General features: G+C 70.6%; 12 protein-coding genes. 5 read left to right on the plus strand and 7 right to left on the minus strand.

Features of this window, described 5'->3' with window-relative positions; genetic code table 11:
• Window positions 1-176: 176 nt before the first annotated feature.
• The 7 genes from MXD62_RS17350 to MXD62_RS17380 form a co-directional block, all read right to left on the minus strand.
• The gene (locus MXD62_RS17350) at window positions 177-1,640 is read right to left on the minus strand and encodes a DEAD/DEAH box helicase (RefSeq protein ID WP_248830502.1); all 1,464 of its coding nucleotides are present in this window, start codon (window positions 1,638-1,640) and stop codon (window positions 177-179) included.
• Between the two features lie 289 nt (window positions 1,641-1,929).
• A complete protein-coding gene (locus tag MXD62_RS17355; RefSeq protein ID WP_285224106.1) occupies window positions 1,930-2,787 on the minus strand; it encodes an SDR family oxidoreductase in 858 nt (285 codons plus the stop codon).
• Between the two features lie 114 nt (window positions 2,788-2,901).
• Complete coding sequence (locus tag MXD62_RS17360; RefSeq protein WP_248830504.1) at window positions 2,902-3,453, minus strand: VOC family protein; 552 nt, start codon at window positions 3,451-3,453, stop codon at window positions 2,902-2,904.
• Window positions 3,454-3,580: 127 nt separating this feature from the next.
• Window positions 3,581-4,516: a zinc-binding dehydrogenase gene (locus MXD62_RS17365; RefSeq protein WP_248830506.1), complete on the minus strand. Its 936-nt coding sequence runs from the start codon at window positions 4,514-4,516 to the stop codon at window positions 3,581-3,583.
• A complete protein-coding gene (locus tag MXD62_RS17370; RefSeq protein WP_248830515.1) occupies window positions 4,513-7,335 on the minus strand; it encodes an ATP-binding cassette domain-containing protein in 2,823 nt (940 codons plus the stop codon). Before MXD62_RS17370 ends, MXD62_RS17365 begins: the two co-directional genes overlap by 4 nt.
• A 34-nt stretch (window positions 7,336-7,369) precedes the next feature.
• The gene (locus MXD62_RS17375; RefSeq protein ID WP_248830517.1) at window positions 7,370-8,176 is read right to left on the minus strand and encodes an ABC transporter ATP-binding protein; all 807 of its coding nucleotides are present in this window, start codon (window positions 8,174-8,176) and stop codon (window positions 7,370-7,372) included.
• 130 nt (window positions 8,177-8,306) lie between these two features.
• The gene (locus MXD62_RS17380; RefSeq protein ID WP_248830519.1) at window positions 8,307-9,659 is read right to left on the minus strand and encodes an ABC transporter substrate-binding protein; all 1,353 of its coding nucleotides are present in this window, start codon (window positions 9,657-9,659) and stop codon (window positions 8,307-8,309) included.
• A gap of 1,181 nt (window positions 9,660-10,840) precedes the next feature.
• On the opposite strand from MXD62_RS17380, the gene MXD62_RS17385 reads away from it, so the two are divergent.
• The 5 genes from MXD62_RS17385 to MXD62_RS17405 all read left to right on the plus strand — a co-directional run bounded on the left by MXD62_RS17385 (window position 10,841) and on the right by MXD62_RS17405 (window position 17,532).
• On the plus strand, window positions 10,841-11,569 hold the full coding sequence (locus tag MXD62_RS17385) for a TetR/AcrR family transcriptional regulator (RefSeq protein WP_248830521.1): 729 nt from the start codon (window positions 10,841-10,843) through the stop codon (window positions 11,567-11,569).
• A gap of 480 nt (window positions 11,570-12,049) precedes the next feature.
• A complete protein-coding gene (locus MXD62_RS17390; RefSeq protein WP_248830563.1) occupies window positions 12,050-13,492 on the plus strand; it encodes an aldehyde dehydrogenase family protein in 1,443 nt (480 codons plus the stop codon).
• A gap of 237 nt (window positions 13,493-13,729) precedes the next feature.
• Entirely contained in the window at window positions 13,730-14,959 is a 1,230-nt protein-coding gene (locus MXD62_RS17395) for a cytochrome P450 (protein WP_248830530.1), read from the plus strand.
• Between the two features lie 60 nt (window positions 14,960-15,019).
• Window positions 15,020-16,321, plus strand: a complete 1,302-nt coding sequence (locus MXD62_RS17400; RefSeq protein ID WP_248830532.1) for an amidohydrolase family protein — start codon at window positions 15,020-15,022, stop codon at window positions 16,319-16,321.
• Window positions 16,318-17,532, plus strand: coding sequence for a CaiB/BaiF CoA-transferase family protein (locus tag MXD62_RS17405; RefSeq protein ID WP_248830534.1), 1,215 nt, complete (start codon window positions 16,318-16,320; stop codon window positions 17,530-17,532). Before MXD62_RS17400 ends, MXD62_RS17405 begins: the two co-directional genes overlap by 4 nt.
• Window positions 17,533-17,547: the final 15 nt, after the last annotated feature.

The raw sequence follows: 17,547 nt of genomic DNA on the forward strand, positions 1-17,547 counted from the left end.
ACTATACACGAGCGATCCGCGGGGGTGTGGGGACCACCCCGACATATGCAATCCAGGCCTGGGCCGGCCCCGCCCCCCCCCCCCCCCCCCCCCCGGGGGGGGGCCCCCCCCCCGCCCTGTGGTGACGCCGCCAGAGCGGACCTGAGCTCAAGTCGTGTGGGTGTGACCGAGTCCGGTCAGCGGGCGCGGCGTGCGCTGAACGTCGCGGCGCTGTGGGTCGGTCGCGACCCGGACCGTTCCGCGGGCGACGGGCCGGCCTCGTGCTCGGGCGAGCCGGCACGAGCCGTGGCCACGGGCGGTCGAGACGCCGTGGACCGCCCGGCGCGGCGGCCGCGGCCGCCGTGGTTGCCGGCGGGGCGGCGTCCACGCCGTCTGCCCGTTCGAGGTGTCGCCTCGGTGCCGTGGTCTTCACCGACCGGCCGGCGCTGGGCTGGAGCGTTCCTGGTCTCCGCCTGTGCCGCGACCACGGGGCTGCTGAGCGACCGGGCGCCGGGGGCGAGCGTGGCGAGTATCGGATGAGCGGCGGAGGTGACCCGGGTGGTCGTCGGCCTGATGCCCGCGGCGCGGGCCAGTTGCGTGACCTCACGGATCTGCTCCGAGGTCGCCAGGGTGATGACGGTGCCGCTGTTTCCGGCACGCGCGGTGCGCCCGGAACGGTGCAGGTATGCCTTGTGGTCGGCCGGTGGGTCGGCGTGGATCACGAGTGCCACGTCGTCGACATGGATGCCGCGGGCGGCGATGTCCGTGGCGACCAGCGCCGAGGCCCGGCCGGTGTGGAAGTCGTCGAGGTTGCGGGTGCGGGCGTTCTGGCTCAGGTTGCCGTGCAGCTCGACCGCGCGCACGCCGGCGCGGTTGAGCTGGCGGGCCAGCGCCTTGGCGCCGTGCTTCGTGCGGGTGAACACGACCGCGCGGCCCGGGGCGCTGGACAGGTCGACGAGCACGGGAAGTCGGTGGTCCCGCTCGACATGCAGCAGATGGTGCGCCATCGTCCCCACCGGGGACTGGGCGGAGTCGGCCTCGTGCACCGCGGGCCTGCTGAGGTACTGGCGCACCAGGGTGTCGACGGCCTGGTCCAGGGTCGCCGAGAACAGCATGCGCTGCCCACCGGGCGCGGTCTGGCCGATCAGCCGGCGTACCGCGGGCAGGAACCCCAGATCGGCCATGTGGTCGGCCTCGTCCAGCACGACGATCTTCACCTGGGCCAGCGAGCAGCGCCCCCGGGCGAGGAGATCCTCCAGCCGGCCGGGGCAGGCCACGACGATGTCGACACCCCGCCGGATCGCGGCCACCTGCGGTTCCTGACCGACGCCGCCGAACACGGTGCACGAGGTGAGGCCGGCCGCGGCGGCCAGCGGCCGCAGCGCCGTGTCGATCTGCGCGGCGAGCTCGCGGGTGGGCGCCAGAATCAGCGCGCGCGGAGCCCCGGCCCGGGCCCGGGGCCCGCCGGACAGCCGCGCCACCACGGGCAGGAGGAACGCGAGCGTCTTGCCGGACCCCGTGCGGCCGCGGCCGAGGACGTCACGTCCGGCGAGCGAGTCCGGCAGCGTCGCCCGCTGGATGGGGGTGGGGGTCTCGATGGCGAGACGGGTGAGAACGTCGGTCAGGCGCGCGGGCACGCCGAGATCGGTGAACGAAGACAAGAAGAATCTCTATCTGTGCGGGTGTCCCGCCGACAACCGGGGATCCGAGGATCTCGGCCGGTTACACGCGGAGCGGAGGCCCGATGCTGAGAAGCCGGTGCTACGACGCGCGGACAACTCGCGGCAGGAGCTCGACGAGCTGATGGAGCAAGCATAGCGTCCGTGCGCCGCGGCGGTGCCCACAAGTGGTGACCACAAGTGCGGTGAGGTCGTCGGCGGGCAACGGGCCGTCGCCGGTGGCCGCGCCAGCGGTGGGCCCCACCCGGGGTGCGTCGCGCCTGGCGAAGCCCTACTGGGTGGCGGCGGCCGCCGACCCGCTCAGCGCGGCGCAGATGCCGCCGTCCACGAGGATGTCGACACCGGTCACGAAGCGGGCGCTGTCGGACAGCAGGAAGGCGACGACGTCGGCGACGTCCTCCGCCTGCCCGATGCGGCCGAGGGGAGTCTGCTCCACCAGGGTCTGCATGACGGTGTGGGTCTCGGCCTCCTGCCGGCCCTGCGGAGTGTCGATGATCCCGGGGGAGAGGGAGCAGACGCGCCCGCCGAGCGGACCGACCCGCACCGCCTCCTGGCGGGCGAAACGCTGCACCCCACGCTTGGCCCACGAGTAGGCCATGCCGGGGTCCTCGACGAGGGGCCCGAGGGCCTCGTGCAGGCGGTCGAGGAAGTCCTCGGCGAGCGGGTCGTCCAGCACGGCGTCGGCGGCCGGATCGGCCTCGCTGATCTGCAGGTACGGCGCCATGGAGGCGAAGCACACCAGCGCCGTCCCGGCGGTGGTGAGCGGGCGCAGGGCCGCCGCGAGCAGCGCCGTCCCGACGAGGTCGACGGCGAAGATGCGGCGCCAGTCGGCCATGGTCGGTGAGATGCCCGCGGCGTGTGCGACGGCGCGCAGCGTGCCGAGCTCGCCGGCCCGTGCCGCGAGCCGGTCCAGTCCCTCCCGGTCGGTGACGTCGAGGACGAACGCCTCGACGGTGGTCGTGCTCGCCGGCCACCGCTTCGCCAGCGCCGTCACCGACTCGTCCCGGTCGACGAGCAGCAACGCGTCGACCGTGCCGTCGAGGCGCTGCGCGCAGGCCAGGCCCATGCCGCGACCGGCACCGGTCACGATGCCCACCGTCCCGGCGGTCCGGGTGCCATTCCTGGTCAAGGCTCCTCCACTTCCCTGTGTGGCGTGATCGCTCGAAGCGTGGGGCGAGGACCGCCGACGGCGGGGCGCCGGCCGGGTGCTCCCGGACCGGGCCCGCGCACGTCGGCGGGCGGCCTACACGCTGAGCGTGCGGATCGGATCGCTGCCGTCCCAGTCCTGCGCGGCCTGGCGGACCAGCGTGGCGATGCCGTCCGTGGCGGCCGTGACTTCCATGATCTCGACGATGGTCGCGGGCCCGGCCGGCGGCTCGACATAGGCGTAGCGAGCCGCGCCATCGCCGTCACCGGACCACACGACGGGCCATCCAGCGGCCTCCACGGACCGCATGGTGGCGTCGAAGTCATCGGTCCACCAGGCCAGCTGGTGGAATCCCTCGTGCCCCGCGTGCAGGAACTCGGTGTAGATGCTCGGGGTGTCGTCCTCCTGGCAGATCAGTTCGACCTGCAGGTCACCGGTGTTGCTGAAGGCGATGGACAGCGGGGCCGAGCAGGACCGGCCCCGGTAGAGGCCGGTCTGCGTCTGTCCGCGCAGGACGTACCAGGGGCCTACTCCCAGCTCCAGCCAGCTGCGCACGGCCTGATCGATGTCGCGGACGATGTAGCCGATCTGGCGGGCGGGGCCCGGCAGGACGGCCGGCCGGGCGGCCACCTCCGAGGTCGGGGTCATCGGTGCTCCTCTGCGTAGACGGACGTGCGGGACGGGCCCGCGGAACCGGGGACCGGTGGCCGGTCCGCGGGACTGCGGACCGGCGACGGGCCGTTCCCGGTGCGCCGGGGGGACCGGGCGTGCCGTCTCATGGCTCCAGCACGACCCGGATGGCGCCCGACTTCCGGTCGCTCGCCACCCGGAACGCCTCCTCGGCCTCCTCGAGCGGGAAGCGGTGGGTGATGAGGGTGCGGGCGATCTCGGGGTCCTCGGCGAGCATGGCCGCGGCGTCATCCATCTCGCGGCCGCCGCCGTGGCGGCAGTAGCCGAGGGAGGACAACAGGCGGCCCTCGCGGAGGAAGACACTGAGCCAGTCGACCTCGATGGTGCCCATGTAGACCCCGATGGCGACGACGGTGCCGCCGGGCGCCAGCAGCTCCACCGCGCGGGCGAGGCTGGCCGGGCTTCCCGCCGCCTCGATGATGACGTCGTACTCGCCCTTGGGCGGGCCGCTGGCGCCGAGGCGCTCGGCGGCCTCGATCTGGTGCGGATAGCGCGCCTCGATGGCGATGTCGGTGATGCCCTGCCGGCGGGCGGCGGCGACGGCGAGCAGGCCCAGCGCGCCCGCGCCGACGACGGCGACCCGGGCTCCGGGGGCGGCGCCGGAGATCCGGACGCCGTGCCAGGACACCGACGCCGGCTCGACGATGGAGGCGTCGCGCACGTCGAGGCCGGCCGGCAGCGGGACTAATCGGGCCGTGGGCACGCGGAACTGCTCGGCCATGCCGCCGTCGGCACTGAAGCCGAGCGCCCGCTCGCCGTGGGTGGGACAGCGATTGTAGTTGCCGTTCAGGCACTGCTCGCATTCCATGCAGCCGAAGAGCGCCTCGACGATGTAGGCGCTGCCGTCCGCGCGCACGCCCGCCAGCTCGTGGCCGAGGATGTGGCGGCTGCCCTGGCTGATGTAGATCAGGTCGGAGCTGCAGATGCTCGCCGAGCGGACCTGCAGGATCTCGCCGGTGCCGGGCGGCTCGTCGAGGTCGACGAGCTGCACGCCGCCTTCGGCTGCACGTACGGCTTTCATGAACGCTCCTTCGCGGGTTGCGGGACGGCGGGGCCGGTCGTGCTGCCGGCCAGGGCTGCCGGTGACCCGGAGTGCCCGGCCGGCGTGTCACTGATCCCGAGGTAGGACTGCACCAGCAGGTCCGCGTCGACATCGGCGGTCCGCTGCGCCCAGGCCACCCGGCCGACGGCCATGAAGGCGATGGTGTCGGCGAGCGCGACCACGTCGTGGGCCTTCTCCTCGACCAGCAGGATCGCGGTCCCGGTGGCCCGCAGTTCCTCCAGGGCGGCGTAGACCTCGGCGACGATGAGGGGGGCCAGGCCGAGCGAGGGCTCGTCCACGATCAGGAGGGCGGGGGGCTTCACCAGCGCCGGCGCCAGGGCCAGCATCTGCTGCTCGCCGCCGGACAGGGATCCGGCGAGCTGGCCGCGGCGGCGGCCGAGCACCGCGAAACGGCGGTAGGCGGCGTCCCGGTCATCGGCGGACGGGAGCCACAGGGAGAGGTTCTCGTCCACGGTCAGGGCGGGGAAGATGCCGCGGCCCTCGGGGATGAGGAAGGCGCCGTGCCGGACCCTGCGGTGCGGTGGCAGCCCGGTGACGTCCTGGCCGCCGAGCCGCACGGTGCCCTGCGTCACCGGGACACCGCCGGTGACCACCCCGCAGATCGTCGACTTGCCGGCCCCGTTGGCCCCGATGAGGGCGAGCACCTCGCCGGCCCGCAGCGTCAGGCTGACCCCGTGCAGCACCTCCACGGCGCCGTAGGCGGCGTGCACGTCACGCAGCTCGAGCACGGTCGAGGCACCGTCCGAGGCCTCGGTGTCCGGCGCGCTGACCGGGGTCACGCTGTTCGGGGTGGTGCTGACCGGGGTGGTGCTGACCGGGGTCGCCGCCGTGGCGGCGGCCTCCCGGCGCAGCGCCCGCTGCTCCCGCCTGCGGCGACGCTCGAACCGCTGCTGCGCGGTGAGCGCGAGGATGCCGTCGGAGTTCTGCGCCAGGTTGATCGCGGCCAGGCCGGAGAGCACCTGCGGCAGGTAGGACGTCTCCGCGACGTGGCTGAGGATCTCGGGACTGACGGCGGCGCTCAGCCCGGCGATCACGGCCGCGGCCGGCCGGCGCACCCCGAACAGCACGACCGTGGCGAGCCAGAACAGGCCCGTCTCGACCGGATAGTCGAGGTGGGTGATGCGCCCGGACGAACTCGCGAGCAGCACACCGCCGAATCCGGCGATGGCCGCGGACAGGGCGAACACCGCGGTCTTGGTGCGGCCCGCCGAGATGCCGATGGTCACCGCGCCCGGCTCGGTGGAGCGCAGCGCGGCCATCGCCCGGCCGGAGCTCGACCGGATCAGGTTGCTGACCAGGAGAAGGGCGAGACCCAGCACGACCGACAGGAAAATGATCATTGAGCGAGGGTCGGCGAGGTCCACCGGCCCGAGGGCGGGCGGGCTGAGCACCCACCCACCGAAGTCGTTCCGGCTCACGCCGCTGAGCTGGAAGAACAGGTTCTGGCAGAGGTACGCCAGGGCCAGGGTCGCCAGCGCCAGGGGCAGCCCGCCGAGCCGCCGGGCGGGCAGCGACACCAGCACGCCCATCGCGGTGGCGACCGCGGTGCCGAGGAGCAGCGCGACCGCGAACGGCCAGTGGTGGCTGACCGCCCAGCCGGCCGTGATGCCGGCGGCGGTCACGAACGCGGCCTGCGCGAGGCTGACCATCCCGCCGACTCCGGTCACGACCGTGAAGGAGAGCAGCACCAGCGACAGCGCCAGTCCGCGGATGATGAGTGACTGCCAGTACTCGTCCGCCACGAACAGCGCGAAGACGAGGACGACGACGCTCCACACCGTCCACGCGATGACCTTGCGCCGCTTCGACTCCGTCCCGTAGGACGGCGGCGGCGGGTCGTCGTCGGCGTGCGCGCCGGCCCGCCGGCTGCGGTCCACGGCGAACACGAACAGCAGCCCGAGCAGCAGGATGAACGGCACCGACGTGCTGAACCCGGAGATGTTCTGGGCGAAGTCCGCGTAGCCGACGATGAGGTTCTGCAGGACGCCGATCAGCAGGCCGCCGGCGAGCGCGAGGGGCATCGAACGGAACCGGGCGAACACGACGGCCGGCGTCGAGATCAGCACGACCGTGGTGAACACCGGGGTGTTGAGCGTGAAGATCGGGGCGACCAGCACACCGGCGAGCCCGGCGAGGAAGCTGCCCAGCATCCACGACACGGCGGAGGTCCGGTCGGGATCGATGCCGCGCAGGGCGGCCAGGCTCCGCCGGTCCACCACGGCCCGCATCTGGAGCCCGAGCCGGGTGCGCTGCAGCAGGACCCACAGACCGACGGCCGTGAGCACCGCGGCGCCGAAGACGGCGATCTGGTTGCTGTCCAGCAGCACCCCGCCGAGCGTCCACGTCTTCTTCGGGGTCGGCCCCAGGCCGGGGATCAGGAACAGATCCTCGATGCCGGCGATGTCCAGGTGGAACCACAGGTTCAGCCGGCTGGAGATGAACAGGCAGAGCCCGGGCACCGCGATCAGCAGCCCGATCGGTACCACGATCTTCACGGCCACCGGGGCGTGCGCGAGCCGCCGGTAGACCAGCCTGTCCAGTAACAGGCCCAGCAGCGGCGCGAAGACAAGAATGGAAATGATCGCCGCGGGGACGACCGGCACGCCGGCGGTGACATTGAGTTGTACGAACAGATAGGCGGTGGCGAAGGCGACCGCACCGTGCGCGAAGTTGAAGATGCCCGACGTCTGATAGGTCAAGACCACGCCGGCCGCCAGGATGGCGTAGAGACCGCCGGCGACGGCGCCGCCGACGATGAGGTTGAGGAACTCCTCCATTGTGTGGCCCTTCGATGGAGATCCGGTCTGGCGGTCAGCCCAGGTAGGCCGCTCGGACGGCGGGGTGGGCCTGAATCTCGTCCGGTGTGCCCTCGGCCAGGACGGAGCCGAGGTTCAGCACCACGACCCGGTCCGACTGGCCCATGACGAAGCCGACGTCGTGCTCGACGAGGACGACCGCCACGCCGGTCGTCCGCAGACGCTGGATCTGCTCGCCGAAGAGCTCCGTCTCGTGCGCGGACAGCCCCGACGTCGGCTCGTCGAGCAGCAGCAGCCGGGGTCGGTCGGCGATCGCCCGCGCCAGCTCCACCAGGCGGGCCTGGCCGATCGGCAGCGCACCGGCGGGCTTGTGTCGCAGGTCGGCCAGCCCGCAGGCGGCGAGCACCGACAGCGCGTGCTCCCGCCGCTCGGCCTCGCGCCGCCGCCGCCCGGGCGCGGCGAACAGGTCGGCGAGCAGCCCGCCCCCACCGCCGCGCCATTCCATGGCGGTCAGGACGTTGTCCTCCACCGAGAGGCGGCTGTACAGCTGCGCGCGTTGGAAGGTGCGACGCACGCCGGAACGCGCGCGACGTTCCGGGAGCTGCCGGGTGACGTCCACTCCGTCGAGGAACACGGCGCCCGACGTGGGCGGCGTCAGGCCCGAGATGATGTCGAACAGGGTGGTCTTGCCGGCGCCGTTCGGGCCGATGAAGCCACAGACCTCGCCGGGGTCCACCCGCAGGGACACATCACTGATGGCGGTAAGACCGCCGTAGCGCTTGGTGACGTGGCGGACCTCCAGTGCCGGTTCCGGGGTCACCCCGGCGACGCTGCTGTCGGTGCTGGTCGCAACCACACCCACTCCTTTCCGCCCCTGCGGGCCCGTAACGGTCCAGGAAGCGGGGGACAGACGGCCCCCGTGCGGACTGGGACTCCCTCCGCGGGCGGAGGGATTTGGTTCCGCCCTCCGCCCGCTTCGCACGGGTGCCGGTCTAGTTGGTGTAGGGGTTGTTGCAGACGAGCGGAACGGCGAGCGAGTAGTGGCCGTCCTTCAACTGGGTGGAGGCACTGCAGGGAGCGCCGTAGAAATGATTCTCCGGCCACGTCGACTGAGCGATGAAGATGCCGTCACCGTAGTGGTAGTCCGGGCTGTTCATTGTGCTCAGGAACTTGTCGACGGTGAGATCCTTGCCGGTCGCCTTGAGACCGGAGATCAGCATGTCGGCGGAGATCCACCCCATCGCCGAGGTCAGGGACAGCTTGGCGCCCTTGCCGTACTTGTTGATGTCGTCGGTCATCTGGCGCACCGTCGGGTTGGCGGTCTCCTCGAACGGCAGCCACTGGACGGCCGTGTAGGTCTTGTTCAGCGCCTCCAGGCCGGTCAGCCGCGGGTCGTAGCCCACCGAGCTGGTCTGGATGCCCTGGTAGCCGGCGGCGGTCAGCGTCTGGGCCAGCGCGGTCACGTTCACGAAGTCGGTGACGTGGTAGATGAGCGCCGGCGGCTTGCCGTGGTTGGCGGTCATGATCTGCCGGACCAGGGAGGACGGGTCCGAGGGCGGCTGCCCGTACTGCAGGGTGGTGTTCGTCATGACGACGTCCAGCCCGGCCCGTTCCAGGGCGTCCTTGGTGTCGGCGACGCCCTGCTTGGCCGAGGCGTTGTCGACGCCGAGCAGGACGACACTCTTGTCCGAACTCTTGGACAGCAGCTCGACGTACGGGCCGACCTGGATCGAGTTGAACTTGTCCGGCAGCAGGCAGCCGGTGAAGCCGAAGGTGTTCGCCCGGCCGCAGAACCCGCTGTTGAACGACCAGCCGAACGCCGGCACCACGTTCTCGCACAGCGCGTCGACGTAGCCCGCCATCGTGGTCGTCACCGGGGCCGCGGCGAAGACCTTCTCGTTCTCGGCCAGCTTCTTCCCGGCGTCGGCGTTCTGCTGGGCGTTCTGCGCGTCGTCGACCATGCCGGTGTAGTCGATCGTGCGGCCGAACACGCCGCCCGCGGCGTTCTCCCGGGCGAACCGGGCCTGGGCGCCGAGGTCCGCCTCCTGGTAGGTGGAGGTGCCGCCGCCGCTGAGGGTGCCGATCCCGCCGACCTTGATGCTGGTGGGGGTGATCCCCCGGGTCGGGTCGGGCGAGGGGCCGGAGCAGGGCAGGCTGCCCGATACCGGGAGGGTCTTCCAGGTGGCGGGCTGCGTCGCGGAGGAGCGCGAGAGTGTCGCCGTCGTCCCGGCGTCCGTGCCTGGTGCCGCCGCGCTGGTGTCGCCGCCGTCCCCGCCGCTCCCGCAGGCGGCCACCAGGGCGAGCGCCGCCGCCAGCACGGGTAAGAGGCCTTTCCTCGGATTCATTTCTTGGACGACCTTCCTCTGGGTAGTCGCTGCGCGGGCGGCCCGGCCGTCGCGGCGCTTTCCGCGACGACGGCCTCTTCGGCGCAGCCGAAATCCGCGGCGCGCCGGACCGCGCCTGCGAAAGCGAAGTTGAACGAGCGGCTGATACTGCCCGCCGGTCGGTTGGAATGCCGGTGACGCCAAATAGAACGCAGTGCGGAGAAGTGTCCCGTGGCGGCGACCGGGAATACGGCCGCCGACGGTCTGCGGTGGCTGAAGTGGCCGCGACAGGTCGGCTGCGGTCCAGTACGCGGCAGTTCCACCTGCCGGCGTCAGCCGGCAGGCGAACAATTACTGGACCGCGCCGGCGCGACTGCCTGTCGGTTCGGCCGGAACGTGTGGGAAGGCTTACATTTTCCGATCCGGAAGTCAAGAGGCCGGTGGTTGTGACTCTGGGCGGCCGATCAGTCGCCTTGCGCAGGTGTGTGCGTGGCCGGTCTCCGCCTGTCGCCCGCCTTGTCGGCTTCCCCCAGAAATGCCGCTTTCGGTTGGTTATTTCGTGCATTCCCGTCCCCAGTCGAGGAGGGGGTACCGGAGATGTGCCGGCTGCCCGCCTGTCGCGGATCGCCTCCGGGGCCGCTGTCCTCGTCCGGGGCAGCCGTCCTCGTCCGGGGAGGGCGGGTCCGGTGGCCTGTGTCCGCGTGCGACGGTGTGCGACCGCGTGCCGGTGCGAGGTTGATCGATCGGCGGCCCCGTGGCCCGGTCCGTCCATCCCGCCCGCGGCCCGTCCGTCGGCAGGGCTTGCTGTTCCACGCCTGGTAGGCGGGCTGGTTGCCATCGGTCGACCGCCTGCGACCGTTCGGAAGGTGCTTGCTGTCGGCCCGGAGAGCGTCTACATTATCGTCAACTTTCCAGACATGATCGTCGATTTTTTTTCAGGATCATGTCAGTTTTGGTGCAACGGGCTCGTCGGCAGGCCGGCGAGGGGCACCGGCCCGACGACCGCGCGCAGCGGCGGCAGACCGGGACCCCGTGAACAGGTGAGCGGTGATGGAGATGCCGAAGGTGAGCGGGTGCCGCCGGGCGCCGACCGAAGCCCGCCCGCACACCCTGGCCCGAGGCGGATGCGGGCGTGGGGTTCGACTACGTCGCCGGACCTGGCACTCGCAGTGCACCAACCCGATGGCCCTGGAGGAGTACCGATGACAGCAGTTCCCCAGCCGAAGCCGGCGGCGGAACCGGTCTGGAGCTCCGGCGCCGACAGTCAGCTCAGGACACAGCGCTGGGACGACGACCTGCCGCGCTCACGCCGTGGGGCCGAGACAAGGGCCCGACTGGTGGAGGCCGCGAAGACCGTCTTCGAGGAGAAGGGCTTCCATGACGCGCGGGTCTCCGACATCGGCGAGCGTGCCGGCCTGACCCACAGCGCCTTCTACCACTACTTCGACTCGAAGGAGGACATCCTCCGGGAGGTGGTCACCGCCATAGATCATGCTCTCAATTCGGGGATGGACGTCATCCTTGATCCTTCTTCCACCGCCACACCGCGGGAGCGCCTCACGAAGGCGATCCGGATCCGTTTCGAGGCACACCGCGAGGAAGCGCGGATCATGAACGTCATCGAGCAGGTGGCGCGGTACAACGAGCCGATCAACGCGCTCTGGAGCGAGCTCTACCAGCGGCACTGCGAGGAGATGGCCCACTCGATCACGCAGCTCCAGCGGCGCGGCCTGGCGGACGCGACCCTGGACCCGGTCATCGCGACCGACGCACTCGCCACGATGACACTGCGGTTCGCCGAACAGTCACTCATGCAGGACGGCTCCAGATACGACTTCGATGTCGCCGTCGACCAGATCACCAAGATCTTCATCAATGCTCTGCAACTTCGTGACCCCAAGAAGCGCCGCCGGCGCGACGACAGCGGCTAGTACGCCCTGTCCCGGCGCGACCGGCGTCCCGGCTGATCAGCGGACTCCAACCAACGACACCAGCGGGGGACCGTTCCCGCGATCCGATGTCGACACCGCACGCGACTCGGTGTCGAGACCAGATCACCCGCTCTCCCCGCACCACCAGACGGCACCCGCCTCGCGTCCCCGGGCGGATACGGACCACAACCCACCCGCGACGTCACGCCCGCGCAGATATCTCCTCGGGCGGCGTCGCCGAGAACCTGACGTGGCGGTCTGACCAGGCGTGAGCGCTGCTCCCGGTGGCGGACGGAACGTCGTCCAGCTCCTGTTGTGAAGAGTGTGGGAGAGGCGGGGCGCGGGATGCGGACTCCACCGTCACGCCGACCACCCACCACCACCTACCGGCGTACTTCCGCTACACCAGGGCGTACTTCTGCCTGCGGGCGAGAGGAGATCACCGTGACCGCGGTGACCGATGTCAGGTCCGAGTCCAGGATGCTTGTGGACGGCGAGCTCGTCGAAGCCGACTCCGGCAGGCGGTTCGACAACATCAACCCCGCGACCGAGCAGTTATTAGGCCAGGTGGCGGACGCCTCCACGGTGGAGATGCGGCGGGCGATCACGGCCGCCCGCCGCGCGTTCGACACAACCGACTGGTCGACGAACCACGCCTTCCGCAAGCGTTGCCTCGAACAGTTGCAGGACGCGCTGGAAAGCGAACGGGAGGAGCTGCGCGAGGAGCTCATCCTCGAAGTCGGCTGCCCACGGATGGTGACCAGCGGCCCGCAGCTCGACGACCCGTTGGAGAGCGCGCTTCGTTACCCGGCGAAGCTGATCGACGAGTTCCCCTGGGAGTCGGATCTCCCGGACGGCATGGCGATGGGCGTGCTCAACCGGCGGCGGGTCCGCAAGGAGCCGGCCGGTGTGGTCGGCGCCATCGTGCCGTGGAACTTTCCCTTCGAGGTGGCCCTCAACAAGCTCGGCCAGATCCTCGCCACCGGGAACACGGTGGTGCTCAAGCCCGCTCCGGACACGCCGTGGAACGCCACCCGCATCGGTCGGCTGGTGGCCGAGCGCACGGACATCCCGCCCGGCGTGGTCAATGTCGTCACCTCCTCGGACCACCTGGTGGGCGAGGAGCTGACGCTCTCCCCGCAGGTCGACCTCATCTCCTTCACCGGATCGACCACCGTCGGGCAGCGCATCATGGCCAAGGGCGCCGCGACGATGAAGCGGGTCTTCCTGGAGCTCGGGGGCAAGTCCGCGACGATCGTCCTCGACGACGCGGATCTCCCGAGCGCGCTCATGGCCGGCCTGGGGGTGTGTTACCACGCCGGTCAGGGCTGCGCCGTCCAGACCCGGATGCTGTTGCCGCGGTCGCGCTATGCCGAGGGCGTCGAGGTGCTGAAGGCCGCCTTCGTGGCAGTGCCCTACGGCGATCCGCAGCGCCCGGACGTGATGATGGGCCCGCTGATCTCGGCCAAGCAGCGTGCTCGCGTGCTCGGCTACATCGAGAAGGGGGTGGCGGAGGGCGCCACGCTCGCTCTCGGTGGCGGTCAGCCCAAGCACCTGCCCACCGGCTGGTACGTCGAGCCCACCTTGTTCACCGATGTGGACAACTCGATGACGATCGCCCGGGAAGAGATCTTCGGGCCGGTTCTCGTGGTGATCCCGTTCGACGATGACGACGATGCCGTCCGGATCGCCAACGAGAGTGTGTACGGACTCAGCGGCGGTGTCTTCTCCGGATCCCTGGAACGGTCACTCGCTGTGGCCCGCCGGGTGCGCACCGGGGGAATGTGCGTCAACGGCGGCACGCCCTACGGCGCCGATCTGCCCTTCGGGGGCTACAAGCACAGCGGGATCGGCCGGCAGAACGGCACGCTGGGATTCGAGCAGTACCTGGAGACCAAGTCCCTCGCCTGGCCGAAGGCCTAGTCGCGGCCCGCGGATCCCGCGGGTGCCGGTGCTGCTGGTGGAGTCATGACGCCGCCACCACCGGCACCCGCCGGCGGCGACGGTGACCGCCGCACTCTCCTTTCCCGCTTCGGTACGCGACCTGCGGCCCACCGGCACGCTCGGCAGGGCCGGAACCGCACGGTCCGCCGCCGGCGGCGTGCCCGGACGGACACGTGACGACGACCCCCGCGGATGACGCCGAGGCGCGAGGCATTTATGAAAGCCGTATGTCCCAGTGAAGGAGCAACCGTGTCACTCGCCAGCCATTTAGGTGACGTCTACTATGACCCTTACGACTTCCAGATCGACGCCGACCCCTACCCGGTGTGGCGGCGGCTGCGCGACGAGGCGCCGCTCTACTACAACGAGAAGCACGACTTCTACGCGCTGAGTCGCTTCGAGGACGTCGAGCGCGCCCTGAGCGAATGGGGCACCTTCCTGTCCGGGCGGGGCACTCTCCTGGAGATCATCAAGGCGAACGTCCCCATACCCCCCGGGAACATCCTCTTCGAGGATCCTCCTGTGCACCACGCCCACCGCGGTGTCATGGCCCGCGTGTTCACGCCGAAGAAGATGAACGCCCTCGAGTCGAAGGTCCGCGAGTTCTGCGGGCGTTCCCTCGACCCGTTTGTCGGCACCGCTGGATTCGATTTCATCGGAGACCTCGGTACGCACATGGCGATGCGCACGATCGGCTATCTTCTGGGTATTCCGGAGGAGGATCAGGAGGCGATCAGAAGCCTCTTCGACGACAATCTCCGCATCGAGGACCCGGACAACCCGACGCCACCCGACATCGGCATCGACGGCGCGTTCAGCGACTACGTCGACTGGCGGGCCGAACATCCCTCGGACGACCTCATGACGGAACTCATGAACGCGGAGTTCGAGGACGAGACCGGGACCGTCCGCACGCTGACCCGGGATGAGGTGATCGCCTACATCAACCTGCTGGCCGGGGCCGGGAACGAGACGACGGCACGGCTCGTCGGTTGGGCCGGGAAGCTCCTCGGTGAACACGCGGACCAGCGCCACGAACTCGCCGCGGATCGATCGCTGATTCCCAACGCGGTCGAGGAGGTGCTGCGGTACGAAGCGCCCTCCCCGGTACAGGCGCGGTACATCGAACGCGATGTGGAACAGCACGGCCGGACGATACCCGCGGGCAGCATCGTTCTTCTTCTCAACGGTTCGGCCAACCGGGACGAGCGCCGTTTCCCCGATCCCGACCGTTTCGACATCCACCGCTCCGTGGGTCGCCATCTCGGTTTCGGCTACGGCATCCACCACTGCCTCGGTGCCGCACTGGCCCGCCTCGAGGGCCGGGTGGCGCTGGACGAGGTGCTCCAGCGCTTCCCCGACTGGGAGGTCGACTGGGACAACGCGGTCCAGGCCCGCACCTCGACCGTGCGGGGCTGGGAGAAGATGCCCGTCCGCATCGGCTGACCGGCCGTCCCGGCATCAGTGTTTCGTACCGTTCCGCCGCAGCCCCAGGGGAGAGGGAAAATGCAGCAGTCGGACATGATCCTGATCAGCATTGACGACCATTCGATCGAGCCCCCGGACATGTACAAGCGGCATGTTCCGGCGAAGTGGCTGGACCAGGCTCCGAAGGTCGTGCGCGGTTCGGAGGGCGCGGATCTCTGGGTGTTCCAGGGGCAGGCGACCGCGACGCCGTTCGGCATGGCGGCGACCGTTGGCTGGCCCCGGGAGGAGTGGGGATTCCATCCCGGCTCGATGTCCGAGATGCGGCCGGGCTGTTTCGACGTCCACGAGCGCGTCCGTGACATGAACGTCAACGGCGTGCTGGCCTCGATGTGCTTCCCGACGATGGCCGGCTTCAACGCCCGGACCTTCAGCGAGGCCGGCGACAAGCAGATTTCCTACATCATGCTCCAGGCGTACAACGACTGGCACATCGACGAGTGGTGCGCCACCTACCCCGGCCGGTTCATCCCGCTGGGAATCGTCCCCATGTGGGACGTCGACCTGGCGGTCGCGGAGGTCCGGAGAATCGCCCGGAAGGGGTGCCGCGCGATCAGTTTCCTGGAGGCGCCGCACGGGCAGGGCTGGCCGAGCTTCCTGTCGGGCTACTGGGATCCGATGCTGAAGGCACTCGTTGACGAGGACATGGTGCTCTGCCTGCACATCGGCGGCGCCTGGGACATCGTGCAGCTGGCTCCCGAGGCGCCAGTCGACCATTCCATCGTGATACCGTCGCAGCTGACGATGCTCACCGCGCAGGACCTGCTGTTCGGTCCCACGCTGCGTCGGTTCCCGAAGCTGCGGGTCGCCCTCTCCGAGGGCGGCATCGGCTGGATCCCGTTCTATCTCGACCGTATCGACCGTCATTTCCAGAACCAGACCTGGATCGACGGCGACTTCGGTGGGAAGCTTCCCTCGGAGGTCTTCCGCGAGCACTTCCTGGCGTGTTTCATCACCGACCCCGCCGGCCTCAAGATGCGGCACGACATCGGCGTCGAGGTGATCGCCTGGGAGTGCGACTACCCGCACACCGACACGACCTGGCCGGAGTCGCCGGAGTTCGTGTGGAACGAGCTGCAGAACGCCGGCGTCCCGGATGACGAGATTCACAAGATCACCTGGGAGAACAGTGCCCGCTTCTTCAACTGGGACCCGTTCAGTCACGTCCCGAAGGAGCAGGCGACGGTGGGGGCGCTGCGCGCGCAGGCCACCGACGTGGACGTGACGCGGATGTCGCGGGCGGAGTGGCGCAAGCGCAACGAGGCCGCCGGAGTGGGCCGGGTGGAGGCCGACGGGCTGCAGGACGTGGGCGGGGTTCGATGACCGGTGTCATGGCGGGCGTCCGCGTCCTCGAGGTCGCCGAGCACACCTTCGTGCCGGCGGCCTCGGCCCTGCTGGCCGACTGGGGCGCGGAGGTCATCAAGATCGAGCATGTCGAGCGCGGCGACGCCATGCGCGGGCTCGCCTCGGCCGGGGTGGCTGCCGTGCCGGCGGACGTCCACGTGCTGCTGGAGCACTCCAACCGCGGGAAGCGCAGCCTGGGCCTCGACCTGACCTCCGCCGAGGGTCGCGATCTGCTCTACCGGCTGGCCGCGACGTCCGACGTGTTCCTCACCAACAAGCTGCCGAAGGTGCGGGCGAAGCTGAAGATCGACGTCGAGTCGATCCGCGAGCACAACCCGCGCATCATCTACGTGCGCGGCACCGGCCAGGGCGAGCGTGGCCCCGACGCCGACCGGGGGTCCTACGACTCGCTCGCGTTCTGGGCCCGCGCCGGGATCGCGTCGGGCCTGACCCGTCCGGAGTACGGGCACGTGCCGAGCCCGCCGGCCCCGGGCTTCGGGGACTCGATCGGCGCGATGACGATCGCCGGCGGCATCATGGGCGCTCTGTTCCACCGGGAGCGGACCGGTGTCGCCAGCATCGTGGACGTGTCCCTGCTCGGCACCGGCCTGTGGGCCATGGGCCAGGCGCTCGGGCTCTCGCTGGTGCTGAACATGCCGTGGGAGCCGCTGCCGCTGAACGCGATGGCCAACCCGCTCGTCGGCAACTACCTCACCAAGGACGGGCGCTGGCTGGCGTTCTCCTGCCTGCAGGCGGGCCGGTACTGGCCGCCGATGTGCGAGGTGATCGGGCGCCCGGAGCTGGCGGTCGACCCCCGGTTCGCCGACCACACGGCGCTGCGGGACAACAGCACCGAGGCGATCGCCCTGCTGCGCGAGGCCTTCGCGGAGCGCACGCTCGAGGAGTGGCGGTCGCGGCTGGCCGACTTCGTCGGCCAGTGGGCGGTCGTGCAGGACACGCAGGAGGTCGCGGTCGACCCCCAGTCCGTCGCGAACGGCTACATCCAGGACCTCGAGACGGCGGCCGGCGTGCCGTTCCAGCTGGCCGCCGCGCCGGTGCAGTTCGACGAGCGGCCGCCGGCCACCCGCCGGGCGCCGCAGTTCAACGAGCACGGTGACGAGATCCTCGCGGAGCTCGGGCTCGACTGGGACACGGTCGTGGACCTCAAGGTCCGCGGCGTCGTCGCGTAGCGACCACCCGGGCCG

This window comes from Frankia sp. Mgl5 (assembly GCF_023242985.1).
In the GTDB taxonomy this organism is placed as follows: domain Bacteria; phylum Actinomycetota; class Actinomycetes; order Frankiales; family Frankiaceae; genus Parafrankia; species Parafrankia soli.